The sequence below is a fragment of the Microbacterium proteolyticum genome, assembly GCF_014192415.1.
GTDB lineage: Bacteria > Actinomycetota > Actinomycetes > Actinomycetales > Microbacteriaceae > Microbacterium > Microbacterium proteolyticum.
Genome location: NZ_JACHXY010000001.1, coordinates 1,278,735 through 1,305,734 on the forward strand (window position 1 = coordinate 1,278,735; position 27,000 = coordinate 1,305,734).

The 27,000-nt window shown below is 70.8% G+C and carries 21 protein-coding genes; 14 read left to right on the plus strand and 7 right to left on the minus strand.

All coding sequences use genetic code 11. The features are described 5' to 3' along the window. Nucleotides 1–12: 12 nt before the first annotated feature. Together FHS07_RS05850 and FHS07_RS05855 are read right to left on the minus strand one after the other, a co-directional pair. The gene (locus FHS07_RS05850; protein ID WP_183418899.1) at nt 13–1,218 is read right to left on the minus strand and encodes a lactonase family protein; all 1,206 of its coding nucleotides are present in this window, start codon (nt 1,216–1,218) and stop codon (nt 13–15) included. Then, nucleotides 1,218–2,504, minus strand: coding sequence for an adenylosuccinate synthase (locus FHS07_RS05855; RefSeq protein WP_183418900.1), 1,287 nt, complete (start codon nt 2,502–2,504; stop codon nt 1,218–1,220). Before FHS07_RS05855 ends, FHS07_RS05850 begins: the two co-directional genes overlap by 1 nt. A gap of 175 nt (nt 2,505–2,679) precedes the next feature. On the opposite strand from FHS07_RS05855, the gene FHS07_RS05860 reads away from it, so the two are divergent. Further along, nucleotides 2,680–3,372, plus strand: a complete 693-nt coding sequence (locus tag FHS07_RS05860) for a Pr6Pr family membrane protein (RefSeq protein WP_183418901.1) — start codon at nt 2,680–2,682, stop codon at nt 3,370–3,372. 28 nt (nt 3,373–3,400) lie between these two features. Here the strand turns inward: FHS07_RS05860 and FHS07_RS05865 are convergent, their stop codons facing one another. After that, nucleotides 3,401–4,330 (minus strand): CPBP family intramembrane glutamic endopeptidase, encoded by a 930-nt coding sequence (locus tag FHS07_RS05865; RefSeq protein ID WP_183418902.1) that lies wholly within the window; start codon nt 4,328–4,330, stop codon nt 3,401–3,403. 202 nt (nt 4,331–4,532) lie between these two features. Between FHS07_RS05865 and FHS07_RS05870 the strand changes: the two genes are divergently transcribed. From FHS07_RS05870 to FHS07_RS05880, 3 genes are read left to right on the plus strand one after another with little or no spacing between them, the layout of a single operon-like run. Next, entirely contained in the window at nt 4,533–6,659 is a 2,127-nt protein-coding gene (locus tag FHS07_RS05870; RefSeq protein WP_183418903.1) for an adenylate/guanylate cyclase domain-containing protein, read from the plus strand. Further along, nucleotides 6,659–8,035 (plus strand): mechanosensitive ion channel domain-containing protein, encoded by a 1,377-nt coding sequence (locus FHS07_RS05875; protein ID WP_183418904.1) that lies wholly within the window; start codon nt 6,659–6,661, stop codon nt 8,033–8,035. Before FHS07_RS05870 ends, FHS07_RS05875 begins: the two co-directional genes overlap by 1 nt. 29 nt (nt 8,036–8,064) lie before the next feature. After that, nucleotides 8,065–8,742 (plus strand): peptidylprolyl isomerase, encoded by a 678-nt coding sequence (locus tag FHS07_RS05880; RefSeq protein WP_343054618.1) that lies wholly within the window; start codon nt 8,065–8,067, stop codon nt 8,740–8,742. A gap of 60 nt (nt 8,743–8,802) precedes the next feature. On the opposite strand, the gene FHS07_RS05885 is transcribed toward FHS07_RS05880, so the two are convergent. Next, nucleotides 8,803–11,658 carry an immunoglobulin-like domain-containing protein gene (locus FHS07_RS05885; protein ID WP_183418905.1) on the minus strand — a complete coding sequence of 952 codons (2,856 nt, stop codon included), beginning with the start codon at nt 11,656–11,658 and terminating at the stop codon, nt 8,803–8,805. A 230-nt stretch (nt 11,659–11,888) separates the two neighbouring features. On the opposite strand from FHS07_RS05885, the gene argG reads away from it, so the two are divergent. From argG to FHS07_RS05925, 8 genes are all read left to right on the plus strand, one after another. Continuing rightward, complete coding sequence (argG, locus tag FHS07_RS05890; protein ID WP_183418906.1) at nt 11,889–13,331, plus strand: argininosuccinate synthase; 1,443 nt, start codon at nt 11,889–11,891, stop codon at nt 13,329–13,331. Between the two features lie 325 nt (nt 13,332–13,656). Further along, the gene (locus FHS07_RS05895) at nt 13,657–15,093 is read left to right on the plus strand and encodes a GntP family permease (protein ID WP_183418907.1); all 1,437 of its coding nucleotides are present in this window, start codon (nt 13,657–13,659) and stop codon (nt 15,091–15,093) included. Nucleotides 15,094–15,216: 123 nt separating this feature from the next. Continuing rightward, on the plus strand, nt 15,217–15,693 hold the full coding sequence (locus FHS07_RS05900; RefSeq protein WP_183418908.1) for a hypothetical protein: 477 nt from the start codon (nt 15,217–15,219) through the stop codon (nt 15,691–15,693). Next, nucleotides 15,690–16,535, plus strand: a complete 846-nt coding sequence (locus FHS07_RS05905; RefSeq protein WP_183418909.1) for a DMT family transporter — start codon at nt 15,690–15,692, stop codon at nt 16,533–16,535. Before FHS07_RS05900 ends, FHS07_RS05905 begins: the two co-directional genes overlap by 4 nt. 146 nt (nt 16,536–16,681) lie before the next feature. After that, nucleotides 16,682–17,641 carry a hypothetical protein gene (locus tag FHS07_RS05910; protein ID WP_183418910.1) on the plus strand — a complete coding sequence of 320 codons (960 nt, stop codon included), beginning with the start codon at nt 16,682–16,684 and terminating at the stop codon, nt 17,639–17,641. A 55-nt stretch (nt 17,642–17,696) separates the two neighbouring features. Next, entirely contained in the window at nt 17,697–18,302 is a 606-nt protein-coding gene (locus FHS07_RS05915; RefSeq protein ID WP_183418911.1) for a TetR family transcriptional regulator, read from the plus strand. Further along, entirely contained in the window at nt 18,299–18,895 is a 597-nt protein-coding gene (locus tag FHS07_RS05920; protein WP_183418912.1) for a hypothetical protein, read from the plus strand. The genes FHS07_RS05915 and FHS07_RS05920 overlap by 4 nt, the downstream gene beginning before the upstream one ends. Then, on the plus strand, nt 18,892–20,829 hold the full coding sequence (locus tag FHS07_RS05925; protein WP_183418913.1) for a YhgE/Pip domain-containing protein: 1,938 nt from the start codon (nt 18,892–18,894) through the stop codon (nt 20,827–20,829). Before FHS07_RS05920 ends, FHS07_RS05925 begins: the two co-directional genes overlap by 4 nt. A 103-nt stretch (nt 20,830–20,932) precedes the next feature. Here FHS07_RS05925 and FHS07_RS05930 read toward each other — a convergent pair whose 3' ends face one another. From FHS07_RS05930 to FHS07_RS05940, 3 genes are all read right to left on the minus strand, one after another. Beyond that, nucleotides 20,933–22,318: a glycosyltransferase gene (locus FHS07_RS05930; protein WP_183418914.1), complete on the minus strand. Its 1,386-nt coding sequence runs from the start codon at nt 22,316–22,318 to the stop codon at nt 20,933–20,935. A 115-nt stretch (nt 22,319–22,433) separates the two neighbouring features. Next, nucleotides 22,434–23,939, minus strand: coding sequence for a sensor histidine kinase (locus FHS07_RS05935; protein WP_183418915.1), 1,506 nt, complete (start codon nt 23,937–23,939; stop codon nt 22,434–22,436). Next, nucleotides 23,936–24,658 carry a response regulator transcription factor gene (locus FHS07_RS05940; RefSeq protein WP_183418916.1) on the minus strand — a complete coding sequence of 241 codons (723 nt, stop codon included), beginning with the start codon at nt 24,656–24,658 and terminating at the stop codon, nt 23,936–23,938. Before FHS07_RS05940 ends, FHS07_RS05935 begins: the two co-directional genes overlap by 4 nt. Nucleotides 24,659–24,792: 134 nt before the next feature. Here FHS07_RS05940 and FHS07_RS05945 point away from each other — a divergent pair, with 134 nt between their 5' ends. Beyond that, the gene (locus FHS07_RS05945) at nt 24,793–26,256 is read left to right on the plus strand and encodes an ABC transporter permease (protein ID WP_183418917.1); all 1,464 of its coding nucleotides are present in this window, start codon (nt 24,793–24,795) and stop codon (nt 26,254–26,256) included. A gap of 31 nt (nt 26,257–26,287) precedes the next feature. Further along, nucleotides 26,288–26,995, plus strand: a complete 708-nt coding sequence (locus FHS07_RS05950) for an ABC transporter ATP-binding protein (protein WP_183418918.1) — start codon at nt 26,288–26,290, stop codon at nt 26,993–26,995. Nucleotides 26,996–27,000: the final 5 nt, after the last annotated feature.

The following is a 27,000-nucleotide window of genomic DNA, read 5'->3' on the forward strand; positions in this document are numbered from 1 at the left end:
GCGCGCAGGCGCTCAGCGCATCGGCAGCAGTCGCGTCGGCGACGGCGACGGTGTGCGGTGTCGCACGCGCCCCGGGACGCCGGTGCGGGCATCCAGCGGCAGGGAGACGATCTCGTGCGCGAGCTGGCCGGCCACGAGCAGGGTGTCGGCGACGACGACGTGATGGCGCGGCCAGTGCGTGCCGGTCTCGGCGAGCGCCGTGAGCTGCAGCGCCTCGCCGGCACCGCGCACCGACAGCACGCCGACCGTATCGCTGCCGCGCACGCCGGCGTAGAGCGTCGAGCCGTCGCTGCTCGCACACAATTCGGCGGCGGTGTCGGTGTCGAGCGTGCCGAGGAGCGGTTCTCCGGAGCGCACCTGCCACCGGCCCGCGCGGTCGGCGGCCAGCACGAAGACCTCGCAGCTGAGCTCGGTGACGACGTAGAGATGCCCGGAGGGATGCCAGATCCCGTGGCGCGGACCGCTCCCCTGCGGCAGCACGACCTCTTGCACCAGCCGCAGGCCGCCCGGGGTCGATCTCCAGAACCGCACGAGGTCGAATCCCATGTCGGTGGTCGCCACGAGACCTCCCGGGAGGAAGATCGCCTGGTGCGCCCGCGAGACGCGGTCGCCGGCGGCCGCCTCCTCCGATTCGGCGTCGGTCTCGGGGGTGTCGTCGTAGGCGGGGATCAGGTGGGAGAACTCCTCGCCCGCCGCCGCGCGAAGAGCGCGCGCCGCGGCCGCGAGGTCGGGCACGACGGCTCCCGACACGCGCGCGCCGGTCGAGACGGTGCCCTCGGCCGATTCCCCTGACCCGTGCGGATCGGCGGCCTCGGCGGCGATGAGCGGACGGGAGGGGCGGCCCTCGGCATCCAGGTCGATCCGCACCACCCGTCCGTCACCCCAGCAGCTCGCGACGAGGAACGACGCGTCGGGCGCGGCGGCGACGTGGCATACGGCCGCTCCCGCGTCCACCGGGCGACCGAGGGGCGTCAGGCGCGTCTCGCCCACCCGGCGATACGCCTGCACGGTGCCGTCGAACTCGACCGCGGCATAGACGATGTCCGATGCCGTCGGGTGGACGGCCACCCACGACGGTGAACCGGGCGCGGCGACGGCCGTTGCGACCATGCCGAGCGGGCCGCCGGCACCGGGCTCGTCGGGCGCACCCGCCTGGAGGATGCCGATGCCCTCCGCCGACCCGGTGTCGGGGGCGTAGGCGCCGACCCAGAACCGCATCAGTCGATGAGGTCGTGCCGCACGATGACCTGGTCGCGTGCGGGGCCGACGCCGATGACCGAGATGCGCGTGCCGCTCATCTTCTCGAGCGCGAGGACGTACTCTTGCGCGGTCTGGGGCAGGTCTTCGAAGGTGCGGGCCGTCGAGATGTCTTCGCTCCAGCCCGGGTAGCTCTCGTAGATCGGCTTCGCGTGGTGGAAGTCGGTCTGGTTGACCGGCAGGTCGTCGAACCGCTCGCCGTCGACGTCGTAGGCGACGCAGACGGGGATCTGCTCGAGGCCACCCAGGATGTCGAGCTTGGTGAGCACCAGGTCGGTGATCCCGTTGATGCGCGTGGCATACCGCGTGATGGGGGCGTCGTACCAGCCGACGCGGCGCGGACGGCCGGTGGTGGTGCCGAATTCGAAGCCGCGCGAGCGCAGCCAGTCGCCGCTGTCGTCGAACAGCTCGGTCGGGAACGGGCCCGACCCCACGCGCGTCGTGTAGGCCTTCACGATGCCCACGATGCGGTCGAGGCGGTTCGGGCCGACGCCCGAGCCGGTCGATGCGCCGCCGGCCGTGGCCGACGACGACGTGACGAACGGGTAGGTGCCGTGGTCGACGTCGAGCATGGTGGCCTGTCCACCCTCGAAGACGACGACGTCGCCGGCCTCGAGGGCGTCGCCCAGCAGCAGCGACGTGTCGGCGACCATCGGGCGGACGCGCTCGGCGTAGGCGAGCAGGTCGTCGACGACCTCGTCGGCGGTGATCGCACGGCGGTTGAAGATCTTCACCAGGAGGTGGTTCTTCTGATCGAGGGCACCCTCGACCTTCTGGCGGAGGATGTTCTCGTCGAAGAGATCTTGCACGCGGATGCCGACGCGGTTGATCTTGTCGGCGTAGGCCGGGCCGATACCGCGCCCGGTCGTGCCGATCATGCGCTTGCCGAGGAAGCGCTCGGTGACCTTGTCGAGCGTGCGGTGGTACTGCGTGATGATGTGCGCGTTCGCGCTGATCTTCAGGCGCGAGGTGTCGAGACCGCGGGCGTTGAGCGCCTCGAGCTCGTTGAAGAGCACCTCGAGGTCGACCACGACGCCGTTGCCGATCACGGGCGTCACCCCCGGAGAGAGGATGCCGCTGGGCAGCAGGTGCAGCGCGTACTTCTCGTCACCGATGACGACGGTGTGCCCGGCGTTGTTACCGCCGTTGAACTTCACCACCCAGTCGGTGCGCTCACCGAGCAGATCGGTGGCCTTGCCCTTGCCCTCGTCGCCCCACTGGACGCCGACGATCACGATTCCGGGCATGAGTGCTCCTCGCATGTTGTCCGGCGGTACACCCCATCCTATCGAGCGGGTCCGACACGGCCCCGCGCACCAGGGCGAGATGACCAGCCGGGGGGCGAGCGGGGCAGGTGCGCGCTACGAGGACGACATGATGCGAGCCGGAGACGCCGGAACGCGCCAGCGCTACTCTGGGTCGATGCTGCGAACGCGCGAGTGGGCCGTCGGATGGAACGTCGCGCGAGTCGCCGCGGGGGCGATGATCGCGATCGCGGTGATCGCGCAGTTCGTCTCGTCGGTGTCGGGAGCGCTCGAGGCCGGGCGGCACGTCGCCACCATCGTGGCGAACTTCTTCAGTTTCTTCACGATCCTCTCGAACGTGTCGGCGGCGATCGTGCTGCTGATCGCGGGGGTGCGGTTCTTCGCGCGCGGCCGCCGCACCGGCCCCGAGCCGGTCGCCCTGGCGACCGTCCTCGCCTGGGTCACCACGTACATGCTCGTCACCGGCATCGTGTACAACCTGCTGTTGCGCGGCATCCCCCTGCAGCCCGAGACGGTGCCCTGGTCGAACGAGATCCTGCACGTCTGGGGCCCGCTCTTCCTCCTGCTCGACGTGCTGGTCGGGCCGAACCGGCGCCGCCTGCCGTGGGCCGCGGCGGTCGGTGCGGCGATCTTCCCACTCGCGTGGATCGTCTACACGCTGCTGCGCGCGCCCCTCATCACGAGCCCGACGACGGGCGATCCGTTCTGGTACCCCTACCCGTTCCTCAACCCGACCACCGGCGGCTGGGGACCGGTCGTCGGGTACATCGTCGTGATCGCCGCCGCCATCGTCATTCTCGCCGTCGGCGTCGTTGCGGTCGGCCGAGCCCGGGGAATCCGCAGAACCTGACGCGTCGAGGCGTGGTCCCGCGCGAGCATCAGGATGCCGCGAGGCGCGACGTGCGCGGCAGCATCACGCCGCGTCGGATGCCGACGAGGGTCATCACCACGCCGGCGGCGAGCGCGATCACGATGAGCACGATCGACCCCTCGCCGCCCATGACACCGCCCGTGAGCCAATCCGGCCCGGTCAGGTCAGCGCGCAGCAGGCCGTCACCGGCCTCGGACCCCGACACGTTCAGCCCGAACACCGCGCTCTGCGAGGCGTTGAACGCCAGGTGCAACGCGATCGGCAGCCAGAGGCGACGCGTCAGAAACCACGCCATGTTGAGCAGCAGGCTGGCCGAGAGCAGGATGTAGACCGCCGCGACGGGACCCGCCGGCGACGAGAACGAGTGCACGAGCGCGAACACCACGCTGACGATGGACAGCGCCCCCCACGATCCGATCCAGCCGTCGAGGATACGCAGCAGGAAGCCGCGGAAGAAGACCTCCTCGACGATGGCGGGCCCGACACCGAACATCACCGCGGTGAGCACGCCCCACCCGAGGTGCACCTCGGCGACGCGGTAGACCCCGGCGGCCGCCAGCACCGCCACCGACCCGGCGACGACGCCGAAGCCGATGAGGAGCCCGAGCCCCACCTCCGCAGGCGCTCCCTCCCGCGAGAACTCCGCCACGCGGCGTCGCGAGACGAAGCGCACCACCAGGACGAAGCCCAGGACGCTGAACGCCGCCCCGACCAGGAAGCCCACGGGCGCCGCCGGCCCGGGCGCGGCGAGGATCTCCCCCACCGATACGACGCCGGTGGCCTGGGCCGTCGCGGCGAAGACGAGGACAGCGGCGACAGTCGTCAGCAGACGCGATCCGACGAACGCGGCGGCCCCGAGAAGGAGCTGGATGAGGCGGCGCCGTTCGGGCCGGCGTGCATCGATGGAGGGGTGGAGCTCGGGACGAGTGCGCTTCATGTCCATGCTTTCGCTCGGTGGCTGCCCGCATCCTATCCACGCGCCGGACGAACCTCTGCGCGCGAGCGCGGAGCCGGCATCCCGAAACGGTCTCGGCGCACCTGCCCCACCCGTCGGTCCTCTCCGTCGCCCGCGCCGCCGTCGACGAAACGGAAGGTGAGGTGACCGCAGGTCGGGAACCGGTCCCGATATGGTGAGCCGCATGGGGCCGGAAAACGCAACACCCGACACGAAGATCGCTCGCCGCAGGGGGTACCTGAGCGTCCAGTCACGCCTGCTCATCATGCTGCTCGCGGCGAGCCTGGTCAGTACCGCCGTGGTCGGCGCCGTCGGTTACATCAGCGGACGTGAGTCGCTGCGCGCCGAGGTCGTCGACAAGCTCACCGCCATGCGGGAGCTGCGCACCGGCGAGATCACCGCCCTGCTCGGCGAGGTGCAGCGAGAAGCCGCGCTCGCCAGCAACAACGCCAGCGCCCGCGGAGCGTCGGTGGCCCTCAACGCCGGATGGGAGGAGTTGGCCCAGAGCCCCCTGACGGCCGCGCAGGATGCGGAACTGACCGGCTACTACTCCGACACCTTCCTACCGCGGCTGGAGAACCTGACCGGCGAGGACTACGGCGATCGCGCCTTCGTACCCGAGTCGTCGGAGGGGCGCACCGCCCAGTATCTCTTCACCCGGCAAGACGGTGCCGCCGATCGACCGGCCGCCGACCCGGGCGACGGCAGCACGTACACGCGGGCGTACCTGGACGCCGACGCCTACTTCTCGGACCTCGTGCAGACGGTCGGCTACACCGACGTCGTCGTCACCAATCTCGACGGCGATGTCGTCTACACCGCAGCGGGCGGCGTCGACCTGGGCTCCAACCTCTCGGAGGGCCCGTTCCGTGAGAGCCGCCTCGCTCAGGGCATCCGCGACGTCGTGGCCGACAATTCCGTCGATGCCGTGGTCACCACCGACATCGAGGAATGGACGCCGGCCCTCGGCTTCCCGGTGATGTGGGTCGTGTCGCCCATCGGCGACGACGACGGCATCACGGGCACCATCGCCCTGCAGGTTCCGATCCAATGGATCAACGACGTGATGACCGGGTACGGCAAGTGGCAGCAGCAGGGCTTCGGCACCACGGGTGAGACCTACCTCGCGGGTGCCGACCGTCTCATGCGGTCGACCTCGCGCCACCTCGTCGAGACCCCCGACACGTACGCCGACGCGGTGATCGCCGACGGCACCACGGCCGAGACCGCCGACCGCGTGACGACGGCCGGCGGCACCGTCCTGCTGCAGCCCGTCCGTGGCACCGCGGTCGACGACGCGATCGCCGGCCGCACCGGGACCGCGATCTCGACCGAGTACATCGACGGCGAGAGCCTCGCCGCGTACGCGCCGCTGGAGGTCGACGGTCTGGACTGGGTCATCGTGGCGAGGATGGATGCCGACGAGGCGTTCGCTCCCGTGACCGATTTCGCGCGCACGCTCCTCGTGTCCACGCTGGCGTTGATGCTGCTGGTCAGCATCCTGTCGCTGCTGCTGTCGCAGTCGTTCACCCGCCCGATCCGCCGGCTCGCAACGGCGGTGCGACGCGTGTCGGACGGCGACTACGACACCCGTGTGCCCGACCACGGAAACGATGAGTTCGCCGATCTCGCGCGGTCCTTCAACGACATGGCGGCGGGTCTGCGCGTGCGCCAGGACCTCATCGACCACCAACGCACCGAGAACGACCGCCTGCTGCGCAACATCATGCCCGCCAGCCTCGCCGAGAAGTATCGCGAGGGAGAGGAGACGCTCGCGGAGCGCCACGACGACGTCGCCGTCGTCTTCGCCGAGATGGTCGGTTTCGACGACTACGCGCGCACCCTCGTGGGGCAGGACGAGATCCTCGCCCTGAACGAGCTGACGCGCGGGTTCGACGAGGTCGCCGCCCGCTGCGGGGTCGAGTCGGTGCGCACCCTGCGCGGCGGCTATCTCGCCAGCAGCGGCCTCACCGTTCCGCGCGTCGACAACGCGCGGCGCGCCGTCGAGTTCGCCGTCGGCATGCGCGCGAGCGTCGAGCGCTTCAACACGCGCACCGGCGCGACGCTCGACCTGCGGGTGGGGGTCGATACGGGCAGCGTGACCAGCGGGATCGTGGCACGCGCGAGTCTCGCCTACGACCTGTGGGGTGACGCCTTCCGCCTCGCGTCGAGGCTCCGACGATCCGGCGAAGAGCCCGGCGTCTTCCTCACCGATGCCGTCCGTCTGCGCGTGGAGGGCCTGTTCGACCTCGCCGACGCCGGCAGCGTCGAGGTCGACGGCACCACCACGGCGATCTGGCGGGTGGTCTGATGCCCACCGTGTTCGACGACACCGCGATCGGCTGGGCCATCGCCGCTGTCGTGGCCGTGCCGATCCTGCTGATCGTGCTGACCGAGGTCGTCGGCATCCTGAGGCGACGGCGAAGCCCCGCCGTGAAGCCGCTGCTTCTGCTGCGCAACTGGGTGGTGCCCTTCGGCGGCCTCGTGGGGCTGCTCGTGTTCGCGACGCGATCGGAGGACGATCTCGCCTGGCCGCGGGTGGTCGCCACGATCTTCGGCTTCCTCCTGATCCTGCTGCTTCTCAGCGCGCTCAACGTGGCACTGTTCGAGACGGCGAAACGCGGCTCCTGGCGCGACCGGGTGCCGACGATCTTCATCGAGATCGCTCGCCTGCTTCTCGTCGTGATCGGACTCGGCTTCCTGTTCCAGCAGGTGTGGGACGCCGACGTCGCCGGTCTCATCACGGCGCTCGGCGTCACTTCGATCGTCATCGGCCTGGCGCTGCAGAACGCCGCCGGCGGAATCGTCTCGGGCCTGCTCGTGCTGTTCGAGCAGCCGTTCCGACAGGGCGACTGGATCGAGACCGGGGGCTCCACCGGTCGCGTGGTCGAGATCAACTGGCGGGCGCTGCACATCGATACCGGGTCGGGGCTGCAGATCATCCCGAACTCCAAGCTCGCCGACGCCTCGTTCCTCAACCTCAGTCGACCCCCCGGGCCCTTCACCGCCATCGTGTCGGTGACCTTCGCGCCCACCGATGCGCCGCACGCCGTCGCGAGTGTCGTGCGTCAGGTCGCCGCGGATCTTCCCGCCCTCGTGCCCGGCGCCGAGGTCTCGGTCACCAACGCCGGCGCCGGCGCGTGGGAGGTGGCGATTCCGCTCGACTCACCCGTCTACGCCGACGCTGCCCGCAGCACCTTCCGATCCTGGCTCTGGTACGCCGCGCGCCGGCGGGGTCTGTCGTTGGACAAGGTGGCCCCGGATGCCGCCGTGGCGGCCGCCGCAATGGAGCGCGCCCTGAAGGAGATCCCGCGCCTGCTCCCGCTCGACGACGACCTGCGCGCACGGGTCGCCGAGGAGTGCCGCGTGGAGCAGTACGGTTCCGGCGAGATCCTCTTGCGCGCGGGTCAGGAACCCTCGTCGCTGATGTACGTACTCGACGGCCGCGCGGTGGTCAGCACCGTGGACGGCGAGATCGTCGCGGAGCCGGTCGCCTCCGGAGACTGGATCGGGACGATCTCGCTCACCCGCGAGCGGTCCGCGACCACCACCACCGCGCTCTCCGAGATCGAGGTGCTCGTCATCCCGCTGTCGTTCGCTCACCACCTGATGCGGGCGAGCCCGCGTCTCGCGGCGGAGCTCTCGGCCGACGCCGAGCTGCGGCGCGGCGCCTCGGAGAGCCGCTGAGACGCGGCGACCGGCATACCCTGGAACACGTGCGTACTCCCCTGCTGTCCGCGGCTCTGGCCGCATCCGCCCTGCTCCTGCTCGCCGGATGCGCCGGTGCGACGACGACCGAGCCCGCCCCCGCGGTGAGCGCGCCGAGCGACGGCGCCGTCTCGGGCGAGTGCTCCTACGCCGCGTCGGGTCAGCCCGCCGTGGACGTCACTCCCCCGGCGGAGGGCACCGACCAGCCCACCGGGGAGGTGCAGGTGGTGCTGCAGACCTCCGCCGGAGACATCCCCGTCACCTTGGACGGCGAGCGCACACCCTGCACGGTCGAGAGCTTCGTCTCGCTCGCGCAGCAGCAGTACTTCTCGAACACGGAGTGCCACCGCTTGACGACGTCGGGGATCTACGTGCTGCAGTGCGGCGACCCCACCGGCACCGGCCGCGGCGGTCCCGGATACCGCTTCGACGACGAGCTCGACGGCACCGAGACGTATCCGGCCGGCACCGTGGCCATGGCCAACGCCGGGCCCGGCACGAACGGCTCGCAGTTCTTCCTCGTCTACGACGACACGAAGCTCGACCCGAATTACACGGTGTTCGGCACCATGTCGCCCGAGGGGCTGGCCGTCGTGCAGTCGATCGCGGCCGCGGGCACCGCCGGCGGCGCTCCCGACGGCGCGCCCGCGAACCCGGTCACGATCACGGGGGTCACGGTCGGCTGACCGTCCACCGCGCCTCCACGGGCGGCACCCCGGCGGCGGTGACCGCCGCCGGGGCTGTACTCAACAGGTCGCTGCGGCGAAGCCCACCTTGCCCGTGGCCGTCGCGCCGCCGGCCGGCGAGACCTCCACACCGACATCACCCGCCGCGATGCTGCCCGATCGGGTCGTGAAGGCGACCGATGAGCCGGCGCCCGGCGCGACCTCGATCGTGCGTGTGCCGAAGGGGGTCGTGATGCGTGCGGTCGCGGGGACGCTCTCACCGTTGCGCACCTGCGCGACGAGGACCACCTTCTTCGCCACGCATCGCGTCGCTACGGTCACCGCCACGTCGGCGACGTCGATGCGAGCCTCGACGAAGCCGTGCCCGGCGAGGGTTCCGCGGACGGTGACGGTCTTCCCCGCCACGAGAGAAGCGGGATCCACCGTCTCCCAGGTCACCGCGGTCGGGCCCAAGTCGCGCTCGGACGCGGTACCGCGCCCCTGTACCGCTGCAACGGTGGCCGGAAGGACCGGCACCGTTCCGGGGAGCACCGCGGCCGTGACGTCGTCCGCGGAGATCAAGCGATCCGGCTGATACCGCGCGAGGATCGCCTCGTACTCACTGATGGTGATCGGCAGGACCGTTCCGTGACGAGCCGAGCGCGGCAGGTTGCGGTTCTGGGCGATCTTCCAATCTCCGGCCTCGAGGCTGCTCGCCTTGAACGGCACGTAGCCGTCGCCGCCGTAGTACGGGGCCTGGTCGATGAAGGCGTAGACCCCGCCGTCGCCGTTGACGTCGCCCTTGTTCGGGCGGAAAAGCGACGTGCCCTCCCCCTCGTCGAAGAAGATCGAGCGCCCCGAGGTGCCGGTGTAGGTCTGTCCATAACCGACACCGGACTGGCGGGGCTCCCACTCGCTCCCGCGCGCGCCCTTCCAGGGATTGGTGCTGGGGGTGATCGTGGAGGTCAGGTTCTTCGTCCGGTCGACCCGCGGGATGTTCGAGCCCTCGGTGACGGTGAAGCGGTAGAGCCAGCCGTTCTCGGCCATGACGGTCGAATCGATCGTGCCGTTGCCGGCCCCGGGCTGCTGATCGTCGATCCACACCTGCGGCTTGCTGAAGGTGACGAAATCACGCGTGGTGGCGTACATCATGCGGTTGTAGTTCGACCCCGGGTCGCGCGGAACGTCCGCGCTGCCACTCGGGTAGAGGTTCGAGGCCCAGTAGACCACGTACTCGCCGCGCTTGTCGTCGTAGTACGCCTCCGGCGCCCAGGTGTTCCCCGCCTCGGCATCCGAGACGAGCACGTGGCGCTGCTCGCTCCAGGTGACCAGGTCGGTGGACTCCCACACTTCGATGTAGCGGCTCCCGAAGATCTGGGAGCCGTCCAACCCGGTCCGATAAGCGTTCAGGTCGGTCGCGAGCATGTAGAAGCGATCGCCTTCGTGGGAGCGCATCACGAACGGGTCGCGCAGTCCCTTCTCGCCCAGCTCGGACTGGAGTACGGGCTTGTCGTCGTTGATCGTCACCCAGTCGAGGGCGTTGTTGCCGTTCGAGAGCGCGTAGCGAACCTTCTCGTCCTCCGGCGATGCCTCGCCGGTGAAGTAGGGGAAGAGATAGGCGCGGGTCTCATCGGCCGCGGGAGCGGGAACGACGATGGCCGAGAACTCGCGTGTGGCAGTCGCCGTGCCCACGCGTGCCGTCGCGGTCAGAGTGACCGACGCCGCATCGGCACCGTTCGCGGGACGCGTGACCACACCGTCGACGGCGATGACGGCGGGAGACGACGACGTCCAACTCACGGTGGCTGCGGCGCTGCGGGTCGGCAGCGTGATGTTCTCGCGGATGTCGTCGAGGCGCGGGATGGAGATGGCCTGTACCGCGCTTCGCGCGTCGGCCGCGTCGTCGCGGGGACTGACGGTCACGGAGAACGCGCGCTGCGTGGTCTGACCGCCACGCACCACCGTCGCCGTCAGGGTCGCCGTGGCTGGGGCGGTGCCCTCGGCGCCGCGGGTCACCTGACCCGCGGCTGTCACGACCGCCGCGTTCGACGTGGTCCAGGTGATCGTTGTCGCGTTCGCCCCGCGGTTGGGGAGTGCGAGCGGCTGGGTCACAGCCGACAGGTCGCCGAGGTCGATCGCCGCGGCGTCGAGTGCCGTCGCCTCTGCGAGGACGTCGGTGGAGAGCGTGCCCACCTCTGCGGCGGTCAGCGCACGGTTGTAGATGCGGAAATCTCGGAGCTTCCCGTGGAACGACGGGTCCCAGGCGTAGACGCTGCGCCCGAGGTAGTTGAACACCGTCGAGCCGAGATCGTTCGGGGTCGTGGTCACCGCGGTGTTGCGGGTGCGCTCGACGCCGTCCTCGTAGAGGATGCCGGTCGTGCCGGTCTGGGTGTAGGTCATGTGCTTCCAGACGCCACGCGCGAGCGTCGGGTTGCCGGGGGGTTGGATGTTGATCTCCTGCGAGGAGCCACCGGGGGTGATCACCGTGTGGAACGAATCGCCGGAACCGAACAGGTAGCGTTCACCGGCGCCGCTCTGCGCGCGATTGCCGATCGCGTAGATCATGTAGTAGTTGGCCTGTTCCGGCGCGATCCACACATCGAAGTCGACCGAGATCGACGTCAGGCCGCGGTTGATGTCGTTCGGGAGTCGGATGGCGTTGCCCCCGCCGTTCTGTCCGCCCGAGAAGACGAAGCCTCCCGAGACGGCGTCCCATTGCGGGGTGCCCTCGACCACGCCCGCACCGATCGTGCTCCCGGGGGCGGTGTTGGCGGCCGTGCGGCCGGAGGTCTCATCGAGCGCGTAGCGCGCGATGAGGCCGGCGGAAACCGGATCAGGCTCGGCAGCGGCCGCGGGAACGGTCGCGAACGACGACAGCAGGGCGGCGATGGTCAGCGCGGTTCCGGCGAACAGGCGACGACGATGGCGTAGTGGCATTATCTGTGATCCCCAACGACGTTGTACGGGTATGTTCTCGCTAACATACTGCTCACGAACTCCCCCCGTCCACATGAGCCGACCCCGCGGGGCTGCGCTCGGCCGCGTGCGGCGCGGCAGCACCCGTCCGAGGCCGTCACGGCGATCGGACGGCCCTGCGCCGTCATGACGGCATCCGGGAGGCGTCGCCGAGTCGGGCCGCGGCATCGCGCCGCAATAGAATCGACGGCATGTCCAAGGTCCTGCAGTCCCTTCCCGTCGGCGAGCGCGTCGGCATCGCCTTCTCGGGTGGTCTCGACACCTCCGTGGCCGTCGCGTGGATGCGCGACAAGGGCGCCATCCCCTGCACCTACACCGGCGACCTCGGACAGTACGACGAAGACGACATCGCCTCGATCCCCGGCCGCGCCACGCAGTACGGCGCCGACGTCTCGCGCCTGGTCGACTGCAAGACGGCCCTGGTCGAGGAGGGCTTCGTCGCCCTCGCGTGCGGCGCGTTCCACATCCGTTCGGGTGGACGCACCTACTTCAACACCACGCCGCTGGGCCGTGCCGTCACCGGCACCCTGCTCGTGCGCGCGATGAAAGAAGACGGCGTCGACATCTGGGGCGACGGCTCCACCTACAAGGGCAACGACATCGAGCGGTTCTACCGCTACGGCCTGCTCGCCAACCCTGCGCTGCGCATCTACAAGCCCTGGCTCGACGCCGACTTCGTGACCGAGCTGGGCGGGCGCAAAGAGATGAGCGAGTGGCTCGTCGCCCATGACTTCCCCTACCGCGACAGCGTCGAGAAGGCGTATTCGACAGATGCCAACATCTGGGGCGCCACGCACGAGGCCAAGACGCTCGAGCACCTCGACGTCTCGCTCGAGATCGTCGAGCCCATCATGGGCGTGCGCTTCTGGGACCCCGAGGTCGTGATCGAGACCGAGGACGTCACCGTCGAGTTCGAGGCCGGACGACCGGTCGCCATCAACGGCACGCGCTTCGACGACCCCGTCGAGCTCGTCCGAGAGGCGAACACCATCGGTGGACGCCACGGCCTCGGCATGAGCGATCAGATCGAGAACCGCATCATCGAGGCCAAGTCCCGCGGCATCTACGAGGCGCCGGGCATGGCCCTGCTCTTCCTGACGTACGAGCGCCTGGTCAACAGCATCCTGAACGAGGACACCCTCGCGACCTATCACGAGCAGGGCCGCCGCCTCGGTCGACTCATGTACGAGGGACGCTGGCTCGAGCCGCAGTCGCTGATGCTGCGCGAGTCGATCCAGAAGTGGGTCGGTTCCACCATCACCGGCTCGGTCACCGTGCGCCTGCGCCGCGGCGAGGACTACACGATCGTCGACACCGTGGCATCCGGAATGTCGTACTCGCCCGAGAAGCTGTCGATGGAGCGCGTCGGCGACGCCGCCTTCGGCCCGGTCGACCGCATCGGACAGCTCACCATGCGCAACCTCGACATCGCCGACTCGCGCGCACGCCTCGAGCAGTACGCGAGCCTCGGCCTCATCGGGGGTCCGACCGGTGAGCTCGTCGGCAACGTGACCCAGGGCGGGGCCCGCGACATCATCGAGCCCGCGGCCCGCCTCGACGCCGACGGCGAGCGCCTTGCCGACGCGACCGACGCGGCTGGCGAAGGTGCCGCGTTCGACTCCGGCACCGACTGACCCTCCTCGCACCGAACGCCGTCGCCCGCCGTCCGCGGGCGGCGGCGTTCGTTCGCGGCGGCGTCCCGCCCCGAGCCTCGGCTCACGACGACTGTCGTCTGCCGCGGCTCTCGTCCGCGACGGCGACGGCCGGCTGAGTCGCCGCGGCGGACGGGATGCTGTCCGCTAGCGGACATGACCGCTTCGGGACCTTGCCGCGCGGCGGGGCCGTCCGCCATCCTGAGCTGCCGGAGCCGTTCGCCTCCCGCCCACGTGGCCGGATGCGGGTCGACGTACGCCGCCCGACGGGATCGATGCACCCGCCCGAACGCATCGAGGAGAGCCCATGCCCGGGTGGTACACCCTGACCGTCGTCGCCGCCGTCATCCTCGCGGTGGTCGTCGCCATCGTCCGCCTGCGGATCAATCCCGTCATCGCCCTCGCCGTGGGGGCGGCGGCGATCGGCATCCTCACCGGGCTCGGCCCGCTCGACACCGTCTCGACCATGACGCAGGGCTTCGGCGAGGTCATGATGGATGCCGGGCTCCTGATCGCGTGGGGGGTGCTGATCGGCGCGATGCTCAACGAGATGGGCGCCGTCACCCGTCTCGTGGAAGCGTTGATGCGGGTGTTCGGACGCCGCGGGATCCCGTTCGCCCTCGGGCTGTCGCTGGCGACCTACCTGCAGACGATCTTCGTCGACGTGATGATCGTGATCGCCGCGCCCCTCGCCCGACGGATCGCCGCGCGCCTCGGACCGGCCGGGACGGGGATCATCGGCGTGACCTTCGCGGTGTCGCTCGAGGTCGGGATCGTGATGATGGTGCCCGGCTTCGCCGCGGTGGCCCTGGCGGGTGTCGTCGGCGTTCCGCTGGGCGAGATGCTGCTCGGCGGGTTCGCCGTCGTCGTACCGACGGTGGCGCTCTCGATCCTGCTGATGAGCATGTTCTTCCGCCTCGGCTTCTGGAATCCCGAGCGCGACCAGCAGGCGGCGACCACCGAAGACGTGCCCCACGGCGGCGCCCTGCTCACCGGCGTGGGCGGTCTGCCCCGCGACACCGATGCCCCCGCGCCGGCACCCCTCGTCACGCTCGCGCCGACAGCATCCACCGCCCTCGCCGCCTCCGCCACCCGGGAGCGGCCCCTGCTGCTGCTGTTCGCGCCGATGCTGGTGGCGCTGCTGCTCATCGCCGCGCAGGCGGTGCTCGCGGTGCTGCAGGTCGAGGTCGCTCCGATGCAGTTCCTCGGCAGCCCCGTCATCGCACTGCTTCTGGCCGTTATCCTCACCGGGGCGGTCGCCCGTGCGGCCGTCGGGCGGGAGCGCGTGGAGAAGGCCGTGGTCAAGGGCTTCCACGACGGCGGGCAGATCTTCGTGCTCACCGGTGTCGGCGGCTCGCTCGCCGCGGTGATCGCCCAGGGCGACCTCGGCGACGTGCTGCAGGGCTCCTTCCAGGCCACCCCCTTCGCGCCGCTGCTGGTCGTGTGGGCCATGGCCGCGGTCCTGCACATCGCGGTCGGCTCGGTCACCCTGTCGGCGATCACCGCGGCCGGCATCATCGCGCCCGTCGCCTCGACCATGGGACTCGACCCCCTGCTGGTCGCGCTGGCCGCCGGTGCGGGTGCGCTCTTCTGCGTGCACGTGACCTCGAACACGTTCTGGCTGCTGCAGTCCTTCCTCGGTCAGACGGTGCGGGGCGCGTTGAAGACGGTGACGCTGGGCGTCTCGCTCGCGTCCGTGATCGCGCTCGGGATGACGCTGGTGCTGTCGTTCGTGCTCGGCTGAGCCCCTCCCCCGCAAGGGCGTGCGGATGGCGGGGTGTCCTCTTCCGGCCATGACCGCTAGCGGCTCTTGCGGGGCGGGGCCCGCGCGGTGTGCACTTCATACGACCCGACCGGAAAGTCCCGCATGAGCTCAGAACCCGCCGTCCGAACGGCATCCGATCGACCGGTGATGAGCCGCTTCGGCCGCGGACATCCGGTGTTCCCGGTGCTGGCGGTCGTGCTGGCCGGCCTCGTCGCCATCCCGACGGTCACCTGGATCCACGAGAGCGCGCACGAAGACCGCAACACGACCGTCGGCATTCTCGCGGTCGTGGTGCTGGGGATCGCCGGATTCGGGTGCGTGCTGCGCGCCGTCGCCCACAACCGCGAGGAGATCACCTGGGTGGATCACCTCGGCAAGCTGGTCGCGGTCGCCGCCTTCGCGTATGCCTTCTGGGATGACCTGATCCTGGTGGGCCACGATGTGTGGGGCCACGGCGTCGACATCTTCATGGCCGCTGCTCTTGTCGCTCTCGGCGCCGTCGCGGTGCTCTGCGTGGTCACCCTTCCCTCCGCCCGGCGGCGGCACAGGGCGCCTCACGCCGATCACGACCTCGGATGATCTCGATCGCCCTGGCGCTCGTCTCGGCGGTCGCCTACGGCACGAGCGACTTCTTCGGCGCGATCGCATCACGGCGGATCGATGCTCTGCGCGTCATCCTCCTCACCTACCCCGTCTCGACGCTGTTGATCGCCGCCGCGGCGCCGTTCGCGGGCGGACGACTCTCCCCTGAGGCGTTGCTGTGGGGCGGGGCGTCGGGCCTCGCGACGGCGGTGGCGATCTGGTGGTACTACCTCGCCCTCGCCGACGGCCCGATCAGCGTGGTGTCACCGGTCGCCGCCATCCTCGTCACGGCAATCCCCGTCGTCGCGGGCGTGGCGCTCGGCGAACGCCCGTCGACACTGGCGGTGGGCGGGATCGTCCTGGCCGTGATCGCCATCCCCCTGGTCAGCCGCAGTGGTGCCGGCGGAACCGACGCGCCCCGGTTCACACCGCGGGTCGCCCGATTGACGGTGGGGTCCGGCGCGCTGTTCGGGCTGAGCTTCGTGTTCACGGGCCAGATGCCCGCCGACGGCGGCCTGTGGCCGCTGGCCTTCGCCCGCGCCGTGGCAGCGGGGGTCATCCTCGCCGCGGCGCTCCGCCTCGGCCGCGCGAAACCCGTCGGAGGGGGGCTGTTCTGGCTCGCTGTCCTGATCGGCGTCTTCGACGCCGTCGCCAACGTCACCATGCTCTACGCATTCCGCACCGGCCTGCTGTCGCTGGCGAGCGTGGTCATCTCGCTCTACCCGGCCGTGACGGTGGTGTTCGCGATCGCCGTCGTCCGTGAACGTGTCGGCCGGGTGCAGATGGCCGGTCTCGGCCTCGCCGGGGCGGCGATACTGACCATTGCGGTCGGGGGATGACGCGGGGCCGACGAACCACTGTTCGGTGTCGCGGATGGACGAACGTCCAAGAGATGCGGGATTCCTCGGCGAGGGCAAGCCGTCACCGCGAGAGAGCGCCCCGGCCATGATGGGGAGTCTGACCGGTCACACTTCGGAGAATCAAAATGGATGACGACACCCTGCTGGAGATTCTTCTGCGCGGGCGACCGTCGACGGTCGACGACGCCGTCCTCACCACTCACCTCGATGCCCCGCAGGTCGTCGCCGCCGTCCGACGGTTGCGGGAACGCGGTCTCATCGGCGGCGTCGACGACGTCCTGGCCTATCCGCCCCCCGCCGACTGGGCGAACGAGGCCGTGACGGTGCACACCCGCCGGGTGCGGGCGGCCGCCGAGGATGCGATGTCGGGCATCGAGCGGATCCTCGAGAACCTCCCCTCCGTTCTGCGCGCCTGGTCGGTCGGAGAGGCGTCCGCCGACCTGGTCCCCACGGTGCTGCGGCACGGCCCGTACGCCGCCGAAGACCTGATGTGGGAACTCTCCGGAACCCCGACGAGCTCGCTGGTCGCCGTCTTCACCAGCGTGGACCGGCTGATGGCGGCATCCCCCGACCGGGCGATGCGATTCGGCGCCGCGCTCAGCGCCCGCGACAACGTGCGCATCATCGTCCCCGCGTCGGTGACCACCGATCCGGCGGTCCTCGAACGAATGGCGCTGTACGGTCCCACCGGACTCGAGTACCGCTCTCTCGAGAAGGCCCCGGCGTGGTTCTGGGTCGACGGCGACTATCTCGCCCTGCCGTACACCTGGGGAGAGATCACTCCCACGAGCGTCCTGGGGGTGCGTCACGAGGGCCTGGCGAACATGGTGCGCGCCTATTTCGACGAGCTGTGGCGCCGAGCAGCCCCCGTCGGCGTCGACGCGCAGCCGTGGACGTCGATCCTGCGCCTCATGCAGCAGGGCTACACGCTCGCGGGCGCGTCGAGCCGGCTGGGTATCAACGCGCGCACAGGTCGACGTCGCATCGCGGCCGCGATGGAGTACTACGACGCGCCGACGTTGTTCGCCCTCGGTGCGGCATGGACCGCGGCCGGTGCTGACGGGGCGTATCCGCAGCAGGCATAGGCACGCCTCCGTAACTTGCACACCGGTGTGCACTTTGTGCGTACACTTGTCCATTGTGAGCACATCCACCCGCCGCGACGCCGTCGAGAACCGCGCCGGCATTCTGAGCGCGGCCACCGCCGCCATCGGTCATGACCCCCGCGCGTCGATCGACACCATCGCTCGCCGCGCCGGCCTGTCGCGCCGCGCACTCTACGGCCACTTCGACGACCGCAACGCGATCGTCCGCGAGGTCATCGCCGCCGGCGCGTCGCGCTTCAACGCCATCGCCGCCGGCATCGACGACGCCGATTCCCGCGTGGCGCTCGCGCGCCTGGCATCCGAGCTCTGGCGCGAAGCCGCCCACGTGCAGGCGGCGGCCGCCCTCGCCCTCGACGACGCCCACCTGCCCGAAACCTCCGCCGCGCTCGCTCCCCTGCGCCGCCGCATCGATCAGATCGTGCGCCGTGGACAGGAGGCCGGCGAGCTCCGCACCGACCTGCCCGCCCCCACGCTGTCGCGCCTGCTGGAAGAGACCGGCCGCACGGTCGTCTCCCGGGTGGATGCCGTGAGCTCCACGGCGCGCGAGATCGCCGTCTGCGCGGTGCTCGGCATCGCCGGGCTCTCCTGGACCGAGGCGCGCCACCTGCTCGCCCAGCACCCCGACCTGGCGACGTCATGAGAGTCGTCGTCGACGCCGTCGCGAAGGGCCGCAGCGCCCTGCCCGCGACGACGACCGCGTTCGAGACAGGCCGGGCGAGTCTCGTCGTCGCCGAGACCGAGCAGCGCCCCACGGTGCTCGGTCTCCTGGCATCCGGCCGCATGAAGATCGATTCCGGCGCCGTCACCATCGACGGACGCGTGGATGCCCGGAGCCTCCGTCGCCGCGTCGCGCTCGTCGACGCCCCGGTCGTGTCGGAACCGGAGCCGAACGTTTCGGTCACGGGCGTCGTCGCGGAAGAACTCATGTTCGCCGGCCACGCCCCCACCCCGTTCGCTGCCGCACGGTGGCTGGAGGGCATCGGCCTCGACGCGTCCGCCGGCGTCCCCATCGGCAACGTCGACCCGAGCGTGCGCATCCGACTGCTGCTCGAGCTGGCCGCGCTGAGGAAAGACGTCGAGGGACTCGTCCTCGTGGCGCCCGACCGTCACGGCGGGGAGCCCCTCGCCTGGTGGAGGATCGCACAGGAGTTCGCGGAGCGCGGCTACGCCGTCCTCGCCATCGCGGGCCAGGCATCTCGCACCGCGATCGAGGCCGCGGAGGTCGTGGAATGAAGATCCCCCAGATGATCACGGCGGAACTCCGCCGCCTCACGTCGACCCGCATGTCGGTGATCGCCCTCGCCGCCCTGCTCGTCGTGCCGATCCTCTACGGCGGGCTCTACCTGTGGGCCAACCAGGACCCCTACGGCAACCTCTCGAGCGTCCCCGTGGCGCTCGTCGTCGATGACCGGGGCGCAGAGGTGAACGGCACGCTCCGCAACCTCGGCGACGAAGCGGCGGAGCAGCTGCTCGACAGCGACACCTTCGAATGGCACCGGGTCACCTCCGACCACGCCGACGCGGGGCTGCAGGCGGGCGACTTCGACTTCGTCGTGACCCTGCCGGCCGACTTCACCGATGCCGTGGCCTCGCTCTCGAGCGACAGCCCGCGCCAGGCCGACATCGAACTGCGCACGAACGACGCGAACAACTACCTCGCCTCCACCATCGGCACGCAGGCCGTGGCCCGCATCCAGACATCGGTGGCTCAGAAGGTCACCGACGAGGCGGGGCTCACCCTGCTCGACGCCCTCCACACGATCCGCATGAAGCTCGTCGACGCCACGACCGGGGCGACGCAGCTCGTCGATGCTCTGGCGACGGCGAATAACGGCTCGTCGCAGCTCGCCAGCGGCTCGGTCACTCTGGCCGACGGCTCGGCGCAGCTCGCCGACGGCACCGCTCAGCTGTCTTCGGGCGCCGCAGGGCTGCGCGACGGCACCGCCCGACTGCGTGACGGTGCGGCACAGGTCGCCGACGGTGCGCAGCAGGTCGCCGGCGGGGTCGACCGCATCGACGACGCGGCTCGCCGGGTGGGATCGGCGGCCGGGGATGCCGCGGCCCAACTCCCCCAGGCACGAGCCGACATCGCACAGGCACTGACCGACGCAGGACTCGACGCTGCCCGCGTCGACGAGATCCTCTCCCGCCTCGACCCCGTCGGCGAACGCCTCGCCGCGGCGAACACGCGCGTGCAGGACACCGTGACCCAGATCGACCAGCTCGACGCGGGCGCCCAGCAGGTCGCCGCCGGCAGCGCCTCCCTCGCCACGGGCGCGGCGAGCGCAGCCGACGGGGCCTCGGCCCTCGCCGACGGCGCCGGCACCGCGGCATCCGGTGCCGCGCAGCTCCGCGACGGCTCGGCGCAGCTGCGCGACGGCGCGGCGCAGCTCGACTCCGGTCTCAGGCAGCTCTCCACGGGGGCGACGCAGTTGCGCGACGGGCTCGCCGCGGGCGCCGACCAGATCCCCGACGCCGACGACGCGACCCGGCAGGCGCAGGCCCAGGCCATCTCGGATCCCGTCGCCGTCGGCACGAGCGCGGTGACCACGGCCCAGAACTACGGAGCCGGCCTCGCGCCGTTCTTCGCGGCGCTGGCCGGGTGGATCGGCATCTACGCGCTGTTCCTCATCGTCAAGCCCGTCTCCAAGCGCGCGATCACGGCGCTGCGCTCCCCCGTGCGGGTGACGCTGGCGGGCTGGCTCGCCCCGGCTGGTCTCGGCGCGGTGCAGATGGTGGGGCTGTTCACGGTGCTCGCCATCGCCCTGCAGTTCTCGTTCGCCAACCCGGCCGCCGCTCTCAGCATCCTGATCTTCGCCTCGGCGACCTACGCCGCGATCGTGCTCGCCCTGAACGTCTGGCTCGGCTCGGTGGGACAGTTCCTCGGGCTCGTGCTGATGGTGCTGCAACTCGTCACCGCCGGCGGCACGTTCCCCTGGCAGACGCTGCCCGCCCCGCTCGCGGCGCTGCACCACGTGCTGCCGATGGGGTACGTCGTGGATGCCATGCGCCAGGTCATGTACGGCGGCGACGTCACGCGGGTCGGTTCGGATCTGCTCGTGCTGGGAGCGTGGATGGTCGGCGGCGTGCTGGTGGCGGCGATCGGCGTGACCCGCATGACCCACCACCGCACCCTGCGCGACCTCCAACCGAGCCTGATCGGCTGACGCCGGCGTTTCGTGCGACGGACCACGTGAGGTAACGGGTCGCGTCGCGCTGCGGCGTCGGCGGACGACGCGTCTCAGCGACTCGCTCGGCGCGTCCGGCAGATCACGCCGCGCGCTCCGAGCCTGACGTTCGGGGTCTCGCCGGACGAGCTATGACGTCTTCCAGCAGGCGCGAGAAGGTCTCCCCGACCGCCTCCGGGCTCAGTCGCCGCGACTGTTCGACTGCTCGCTCCGACATCTCGGCCCGCGCGGTCTCGTCGAGCAGGAGTGCGGACAGAGCGCTCGCCACCCCCTCCGTGTCGCCGGGCGCGACGAGAATGCCTCCGCCGCCCACGTAGTCGCGAGGCCCGTAGCACACGTCGAAGGCCACGACCGGCAGACCGCTGGCCAGCGCTTCGCCGATGGCCAGGTTCTGTCCTTCGAAGGCGCTGGTGCTGAGGAAGGCGGTGGAGACGGCCATCGCTTCGCGCACCCGATCGGAGTAGCCGTGGAGGTGCACGCTCTGCGCCAGGCCGCGGTCCTCGATGAGGTTCTGCAGGAGGGTCCGCAGGGGACCGTCCCCGTAGACGTGGAGGTGCGCATCGGGAACCCGCTGCAGCACGCGCGGCCATGAGGTGATCGCGGTGTCCACCCGCTTCTGATCCACGAGCCTGTTCACCATGAGGACCTCGCGGACCCTCCGCCGGCGAGGACGCGGACGGGAGTCGGCGGTGATCGGCGTGGGGATGACGACGGAGCCTTCATGGGCTCCGAAGCGTTCGGCCACGTCGTCTTCCTGCGAAGCGGTGGGCCAGATGACGGCGTCGAAGCGGTCGAGGAGGGCGAGCCACCTGCGCCACCCGTCGTCTCGCAGGCACGACGACGGCTCGCAGGGGGCGGCAAGGTGCGAGTTGTGGACGGTGTGGACGATGCGCACCTTCGGGTCGGCCCAGTCCGCGATCAGCTCGCCGAGCTGCTTCGACTCGCAGATCACCACGATGCACCGATCGGCATCATCGGCGCGCGAACGCAGCTGCGCCACCACTCGCGTCAGCCATGCCATGTACAGCTCACGGAAGCCGGCCATGGTTCTGGAGCCGCCGTCTGCGCGCACGACCACCGGCGTGTCCGTCAGGTACCAGGCGGAGTCGCTGATGACGGGAAGGGAGACGACCTCTCTTCCCTCTCCGTCGCGGATCGCACGGTAGGCGGCATCGGGATCGGCTCGGCCCTCTCGAGCCTTCTCGTAGAGCCAGGACGGGTCGTGCAGGATCTCTTCGAAGAGGTTCCGCACCTCGACGTTCGAGTCCGGGTCGGGGAATGCCTGTCGATTGTCCTTCGCGTGCTCGTCCGCGCCACCGGCGTCGAAGGTCAGAAGAAGCGGGCGCGCGACACCGATCGACCCGAGCAGGCGAAGGCGCGAAGCGACCGCGACGGCGTACCCGCCATCACGGTGGGGCGCGAGACGGCTGGTGAGTACAACGAAATCGGCGTCGGGGGGCGCGGGCATCTTCAGATCCTCATAGCGGGCACATAACGGGACCCTAAGCGTTCCTATGAGTGAGGTACGGGGCATTGCCCGTGATCGGGAATCGTGTAGGCCGCGGAGCCGACTCCGCCTCCGCTCACGCGGGCAGCCGCACCTCGAACACCGTCCGCCCCAGCACGCTCTCGACCGAGATGCTGCCGCCGTGCGCCTCGGTGATCGCCTGCGCGATCGAGAGCCCGAGGCCCGTGCTCCCCGCATCGCGGTTGCGGGCGTCGTCGGCGCGGGCGAAGCGATCGAACAGTCGTCCGGCCACGCCGGGGTCGATCCCCGGCCCGGTGTCGGCCACGCGCAGCACGGCCTCCGCGCCCTCGCGCGCGAGCGCCAGCGTCACCGTCGTCCCCGGCGGTGTGTGCGTCTGCGCGTTCCGCAGCAGATTCGCCACGACCTGCCGCAGGCGGTTCTCATCGCCGGTGACCGAGATGAGGTCGTCGGTCACGTCGAGACGCCACTCGTGCGTCGCATCCGCGGCCTGGGCATCGCTCACGGCGTCGACGGCGAGCAGCGTCAACTCGACCTCGTCGCGGCGCAGCGTCTGTCCGGCATCCAGTCTCGCCAGAAGCAGCAGATCGTCCACGAGGGATGCCATGCGCACCGCCTCCGACTCGATCCGGTCGAACGAACGGGCCTGCGTCGGTGTCATCGGCGCGTCCTCGCCGAGGGAGAGCTGCGCGTAGCCACGGATGCTGGCGAGGGGCGTGCGCAGTTCGTGGCTGGCATCCGCGATGAACCGCCGCAGCTGCTCCTCGCTGTGCTGCCGCGCGGCCAGGGAGGACTGCACGTGCCCGAGCAGCTCGTTCAGGCTCGAGCCCACACGGCCCACCTCGGTCGCGGGGTCGGTGTCGGCCGCCGCCACCCTGTCCGGGATGTCGACGCTTCCCGCGCTCAACGAGAGGGTCGACACGCGTTGGGCGACACGCGCCACGCGGTCGAGCGGCCGCAGGCTGCGACGCACGAGCAGTGAGAGGCCCAGTACCGCGATGAGCAGCGTCCCCGCCGAGACCGCGACGAGGATGACGGTCAGCGCCGAGGTGGTCGCCGTCACGTCCGTCTGCGAACTGCCCGCCACGATGGTGAGGCCGTCGTCCTCGGCCGCGGCGACACGGAACGCGCCGAGGTCCGCGCCGAGGTCGACGGTCGTGGGCACGCTGTCCGTGGCCACCGACGAGCGCAGCAGGGCGATCTGTTCGTCGCTCAGCGTCACGAAGGTTCCGTCGGCCCGCGTGTACCCCGAGATCTGCACCGTGCCGTCGCTGGAGATCACCGCCTGCAGGGTGCCGATGCGCGGTGCGGGGCTCCCGGCATCCGACCCCGGAACCCCGGCATCCGCCCCGGGGTCTCCGCCTCCCGGTCCCGGGATCCCGGCATCCGTCCTCGACGGCCGATCGTCGTCTCCGCTCCCGCCGAAGCCGTCGCGGCCCACGGCGAACGACAACCCCTCGCGCACCTGCTGGTCGAGGCGGTCGAGGGCGAAGGAGCGCAGCGCCAGGATCGTCGCCAGGCTCATCGCCACGAACGCGAGCGCGACCAGCACGCTCGTCCCCACGACGAGGGTGCGGCGCAGCGTCCAGCGACCGCGGGTCATAGCGCCTTGATCGTGTAACCGACACCGCGCACGGTGTGGATGAGCGGTTCTCCGAGGGTGTCGATCTTCTTGCGCAGGTACGAGATGTAGATCTCGACCACGCTGCCGTTGCCGCCGAAATCGTAGCTCCACACCTGATCGAGGATCTGCGCCTTGCTCAGCACCCGGCGCGGGTTCTGCATCAGATAGCGCAGGAGCTCGAACTCCTTCGCGGTGAGTTTGATCGGGATGCCGCCGCGCTCGACCTCGTACGAGTCCTCGTCGAGCGAGAGATCACCGACGCGCAACCTCGGGTCGGCATCGACGACCGCTGCGACGTGACGGCGGGCCATCCCCCGCAGCCGCACGATGACCTCCTCGAGATTGAAGGGCTTCGTGACGTAGTCGTCGGCGCCGGCGGAGATCCCCGCGATGCGGTCCTCCACGGCATCCTTCGCCGTCAGGAACAGCACGGGCGCGTCGTTGCCCGCGGCCCGGACGCGGGTCAGCAGCTCCATGCCGTCGAGCCCCGGCATCATGATGTCGAGCACCAGCAGGTCGGGCGCGAACTCGCGGATGACGCCGAGCGCCTCCTGTCCGTTCGCCGCGGTGCGGGCATCCCACCCCTCGTTCTTCAACGCCATGCGCAGCAGATCGCTGAGGTTGGCTTCGTCGTCGACGACGAGCACGCGGATGGGCGAGCCGTCGGGACGGGCGAGGGGCGCGGGGCGGGAGGTCATGAGAGCCAGCATGCACGCTCCCGGGCCCCGGGGTCACGTGACATACGCGGTTCATAGCAACGGTGAGGGAGCGGTGAGGGTGCCGTTCCTAGCGTCGCCTGAGACGGCCGCACCCCGCGTCCGGAAGGAGAACCATGTACGGCACGTACCTTCGGCGCGAGCTCGCCGGCCGCACCAAACAGACCGTGATCGTCGCGGTGGGACTCGCGATCGCGATCGCGCTCGTCATCGTCGTCAACGCGCTCTCGGCGGGCGTCCGCGACGCACAGTCGCAGGCGCTGTCGTCGGTGTACGGCGTCGGCACCGACCTCACCGTGACCGGCGCCCAGACCGAGCCCGGGCAGGGCGGCGGCCCGCGCTTCGACTTCGACGCCGACGCGGGCACGACCACCGACGGGACCACGACGCTCAGCCAGTCGCGGCTGATCACCGACATGCGACGCGGCACGCTCGACGCCTCCACCGTCACCACCGTCGACGGCCTCGACGGCGTCTCCGCCGCGACCGGCGCGTTGTCGCTGACGAACACCACCTTCTCGGGGCAGATGCCCGACCGCAGCGCCGAGGCCGGAACCACGCAGGGAGACGGGATGCCGCAGCAGCCGCCCGCCGGCGGGGGCCCCGGCGGCGACGGCGGCAGTGCTTTCGGTGTCGACTCGTTCAGCGTGCTCGGCGTCAACCCGGCGGCATCCGTCGGCCCCCTCTCCGCCGTGGCCGTCTCCGACGGGCGCGCCCTCGCCGCCTCCGACGCCGGGACCGACGTCGCCGTGATCGACGCCACGTACGCGGCGAGCGCCGGACTGACCGTCGGCGGCACCGTCGACGTCGCCGGCACGACGATGCAGATCGTCGGGATCGTGGCCTCCGCATCGGCCGACGCCGACACCGCGGCGAACGTCTATCTCCCCCTCGACGTCGCCCAGACGCTCGCCGGGGTCGGCGACGTGGTTTCGACCGTGTACGTGCAGGCCTCGTCGGCGGATGCCATCGACGCGGTGCAGAGCGACATCGCAGCCGCGCTTCCCGACGCCACCGTGAGCTCGCAGTCCGAGCTCGCCTCGACCGTCTCGGGCTCGTTGTCGAGCGCGTCATCGCTGATCTCGAACCTCGGCACGTGGCTGTCCGTCGTGGTGCTGCTGGTCGCTCTCGCCCTCGCGGTGCTGTTCACGATGTCGGGTGTCGCCCGCCGCACGCGGGAGTTCGGAACCCTCAAGGCCATCGGGTGGTCGAACGGTCGCATCGTGCGCCAGGTGGCGGGCGAATCGCTCGCCCAGGGTCTGCTCGGCGGCGTCGCAGGCCTGATCCTCGGGCTCGGCGGCATCCTGCTCGTCAACGTCATCTCGCCGACCATCTCGGTCGGCGGCGAGGCGACCGGCGCCGGCCAGGGTGGCGGCGAGGGCTTCGGCCCCGGCGGTCCCGGCGGCTTCGGTCAGGCCGCGACGCAGGCCGCCGACATCGTGCTCAGCGCCCCCGTGACCCCGGTCGTCGTCGTGGCCGCCGTCGGCATCGCCGTACTCGGCGGTGTGCTCGCGGGTGCCTTCGGCGGCTGGCGCGCCGCCCGTCTCAGTCCCGCCGCCGCCCTCCGCTCGGTCGCGTGAGCGGCATCCCCCGTCCTTCGAAGGAGACATCATGACCCTCACCGCCCCCACCCTCACCACGACCGCCTACAGCCTGCGGGGGGTGACCCGCACCTATCGCCAGCGCGACCGCACCGTCCAGGCTCTGGCCGGCGTCGACCTCGACATCGCCGCGGGCGACTTCGTCACCGTCCAGGGCCCGACCGGCGGGGGCAAATCTACGCTGCTGCAGATGCTCGGCGCCCTCGACCGCCCCTCGAGCGGGTCCGTGACGCTCGGCGATGTCGACATCGCGGCCGCCTCGAACGCCCAGCTCGGGCGCCTTCGTGCGCGGGAGATCGGCTTCGTCTTCCAGGGCTTCAACCTCATCCCCACCCTCACCGCCGCCGAGAACGTCGACATGGGGCTGGAGCCCCTCGGCCTCGATCGCGCGGAGCGGCGACGGCGGGTGACGGAAGCGCTGGCGCGGGTCGGGCTGGAAGACCGCGCCGACCATCGACCGGGCGAACTCTCGGGCGGGCAGCAGCAGCGCGTCGCGATCGCCCGCGCCGTGGCCAAACAGCCGCGGGTGCTCCTCGCCGATGAGCCGACGGGCAACCTCGACGAGCGCATGCGCGACGAGATCCTCGACGTGCTCGAGGCGCTGAACGCCGAGGGACTGACGCTCGTCGTGGTGACGCACGACTCCGCCGTCGCGAGGCGCGCGCGCCGCCGCCTGCGCCTGGCGAAGGGCGTGGTCACCGACATCACCCGGGGGTGACAGAC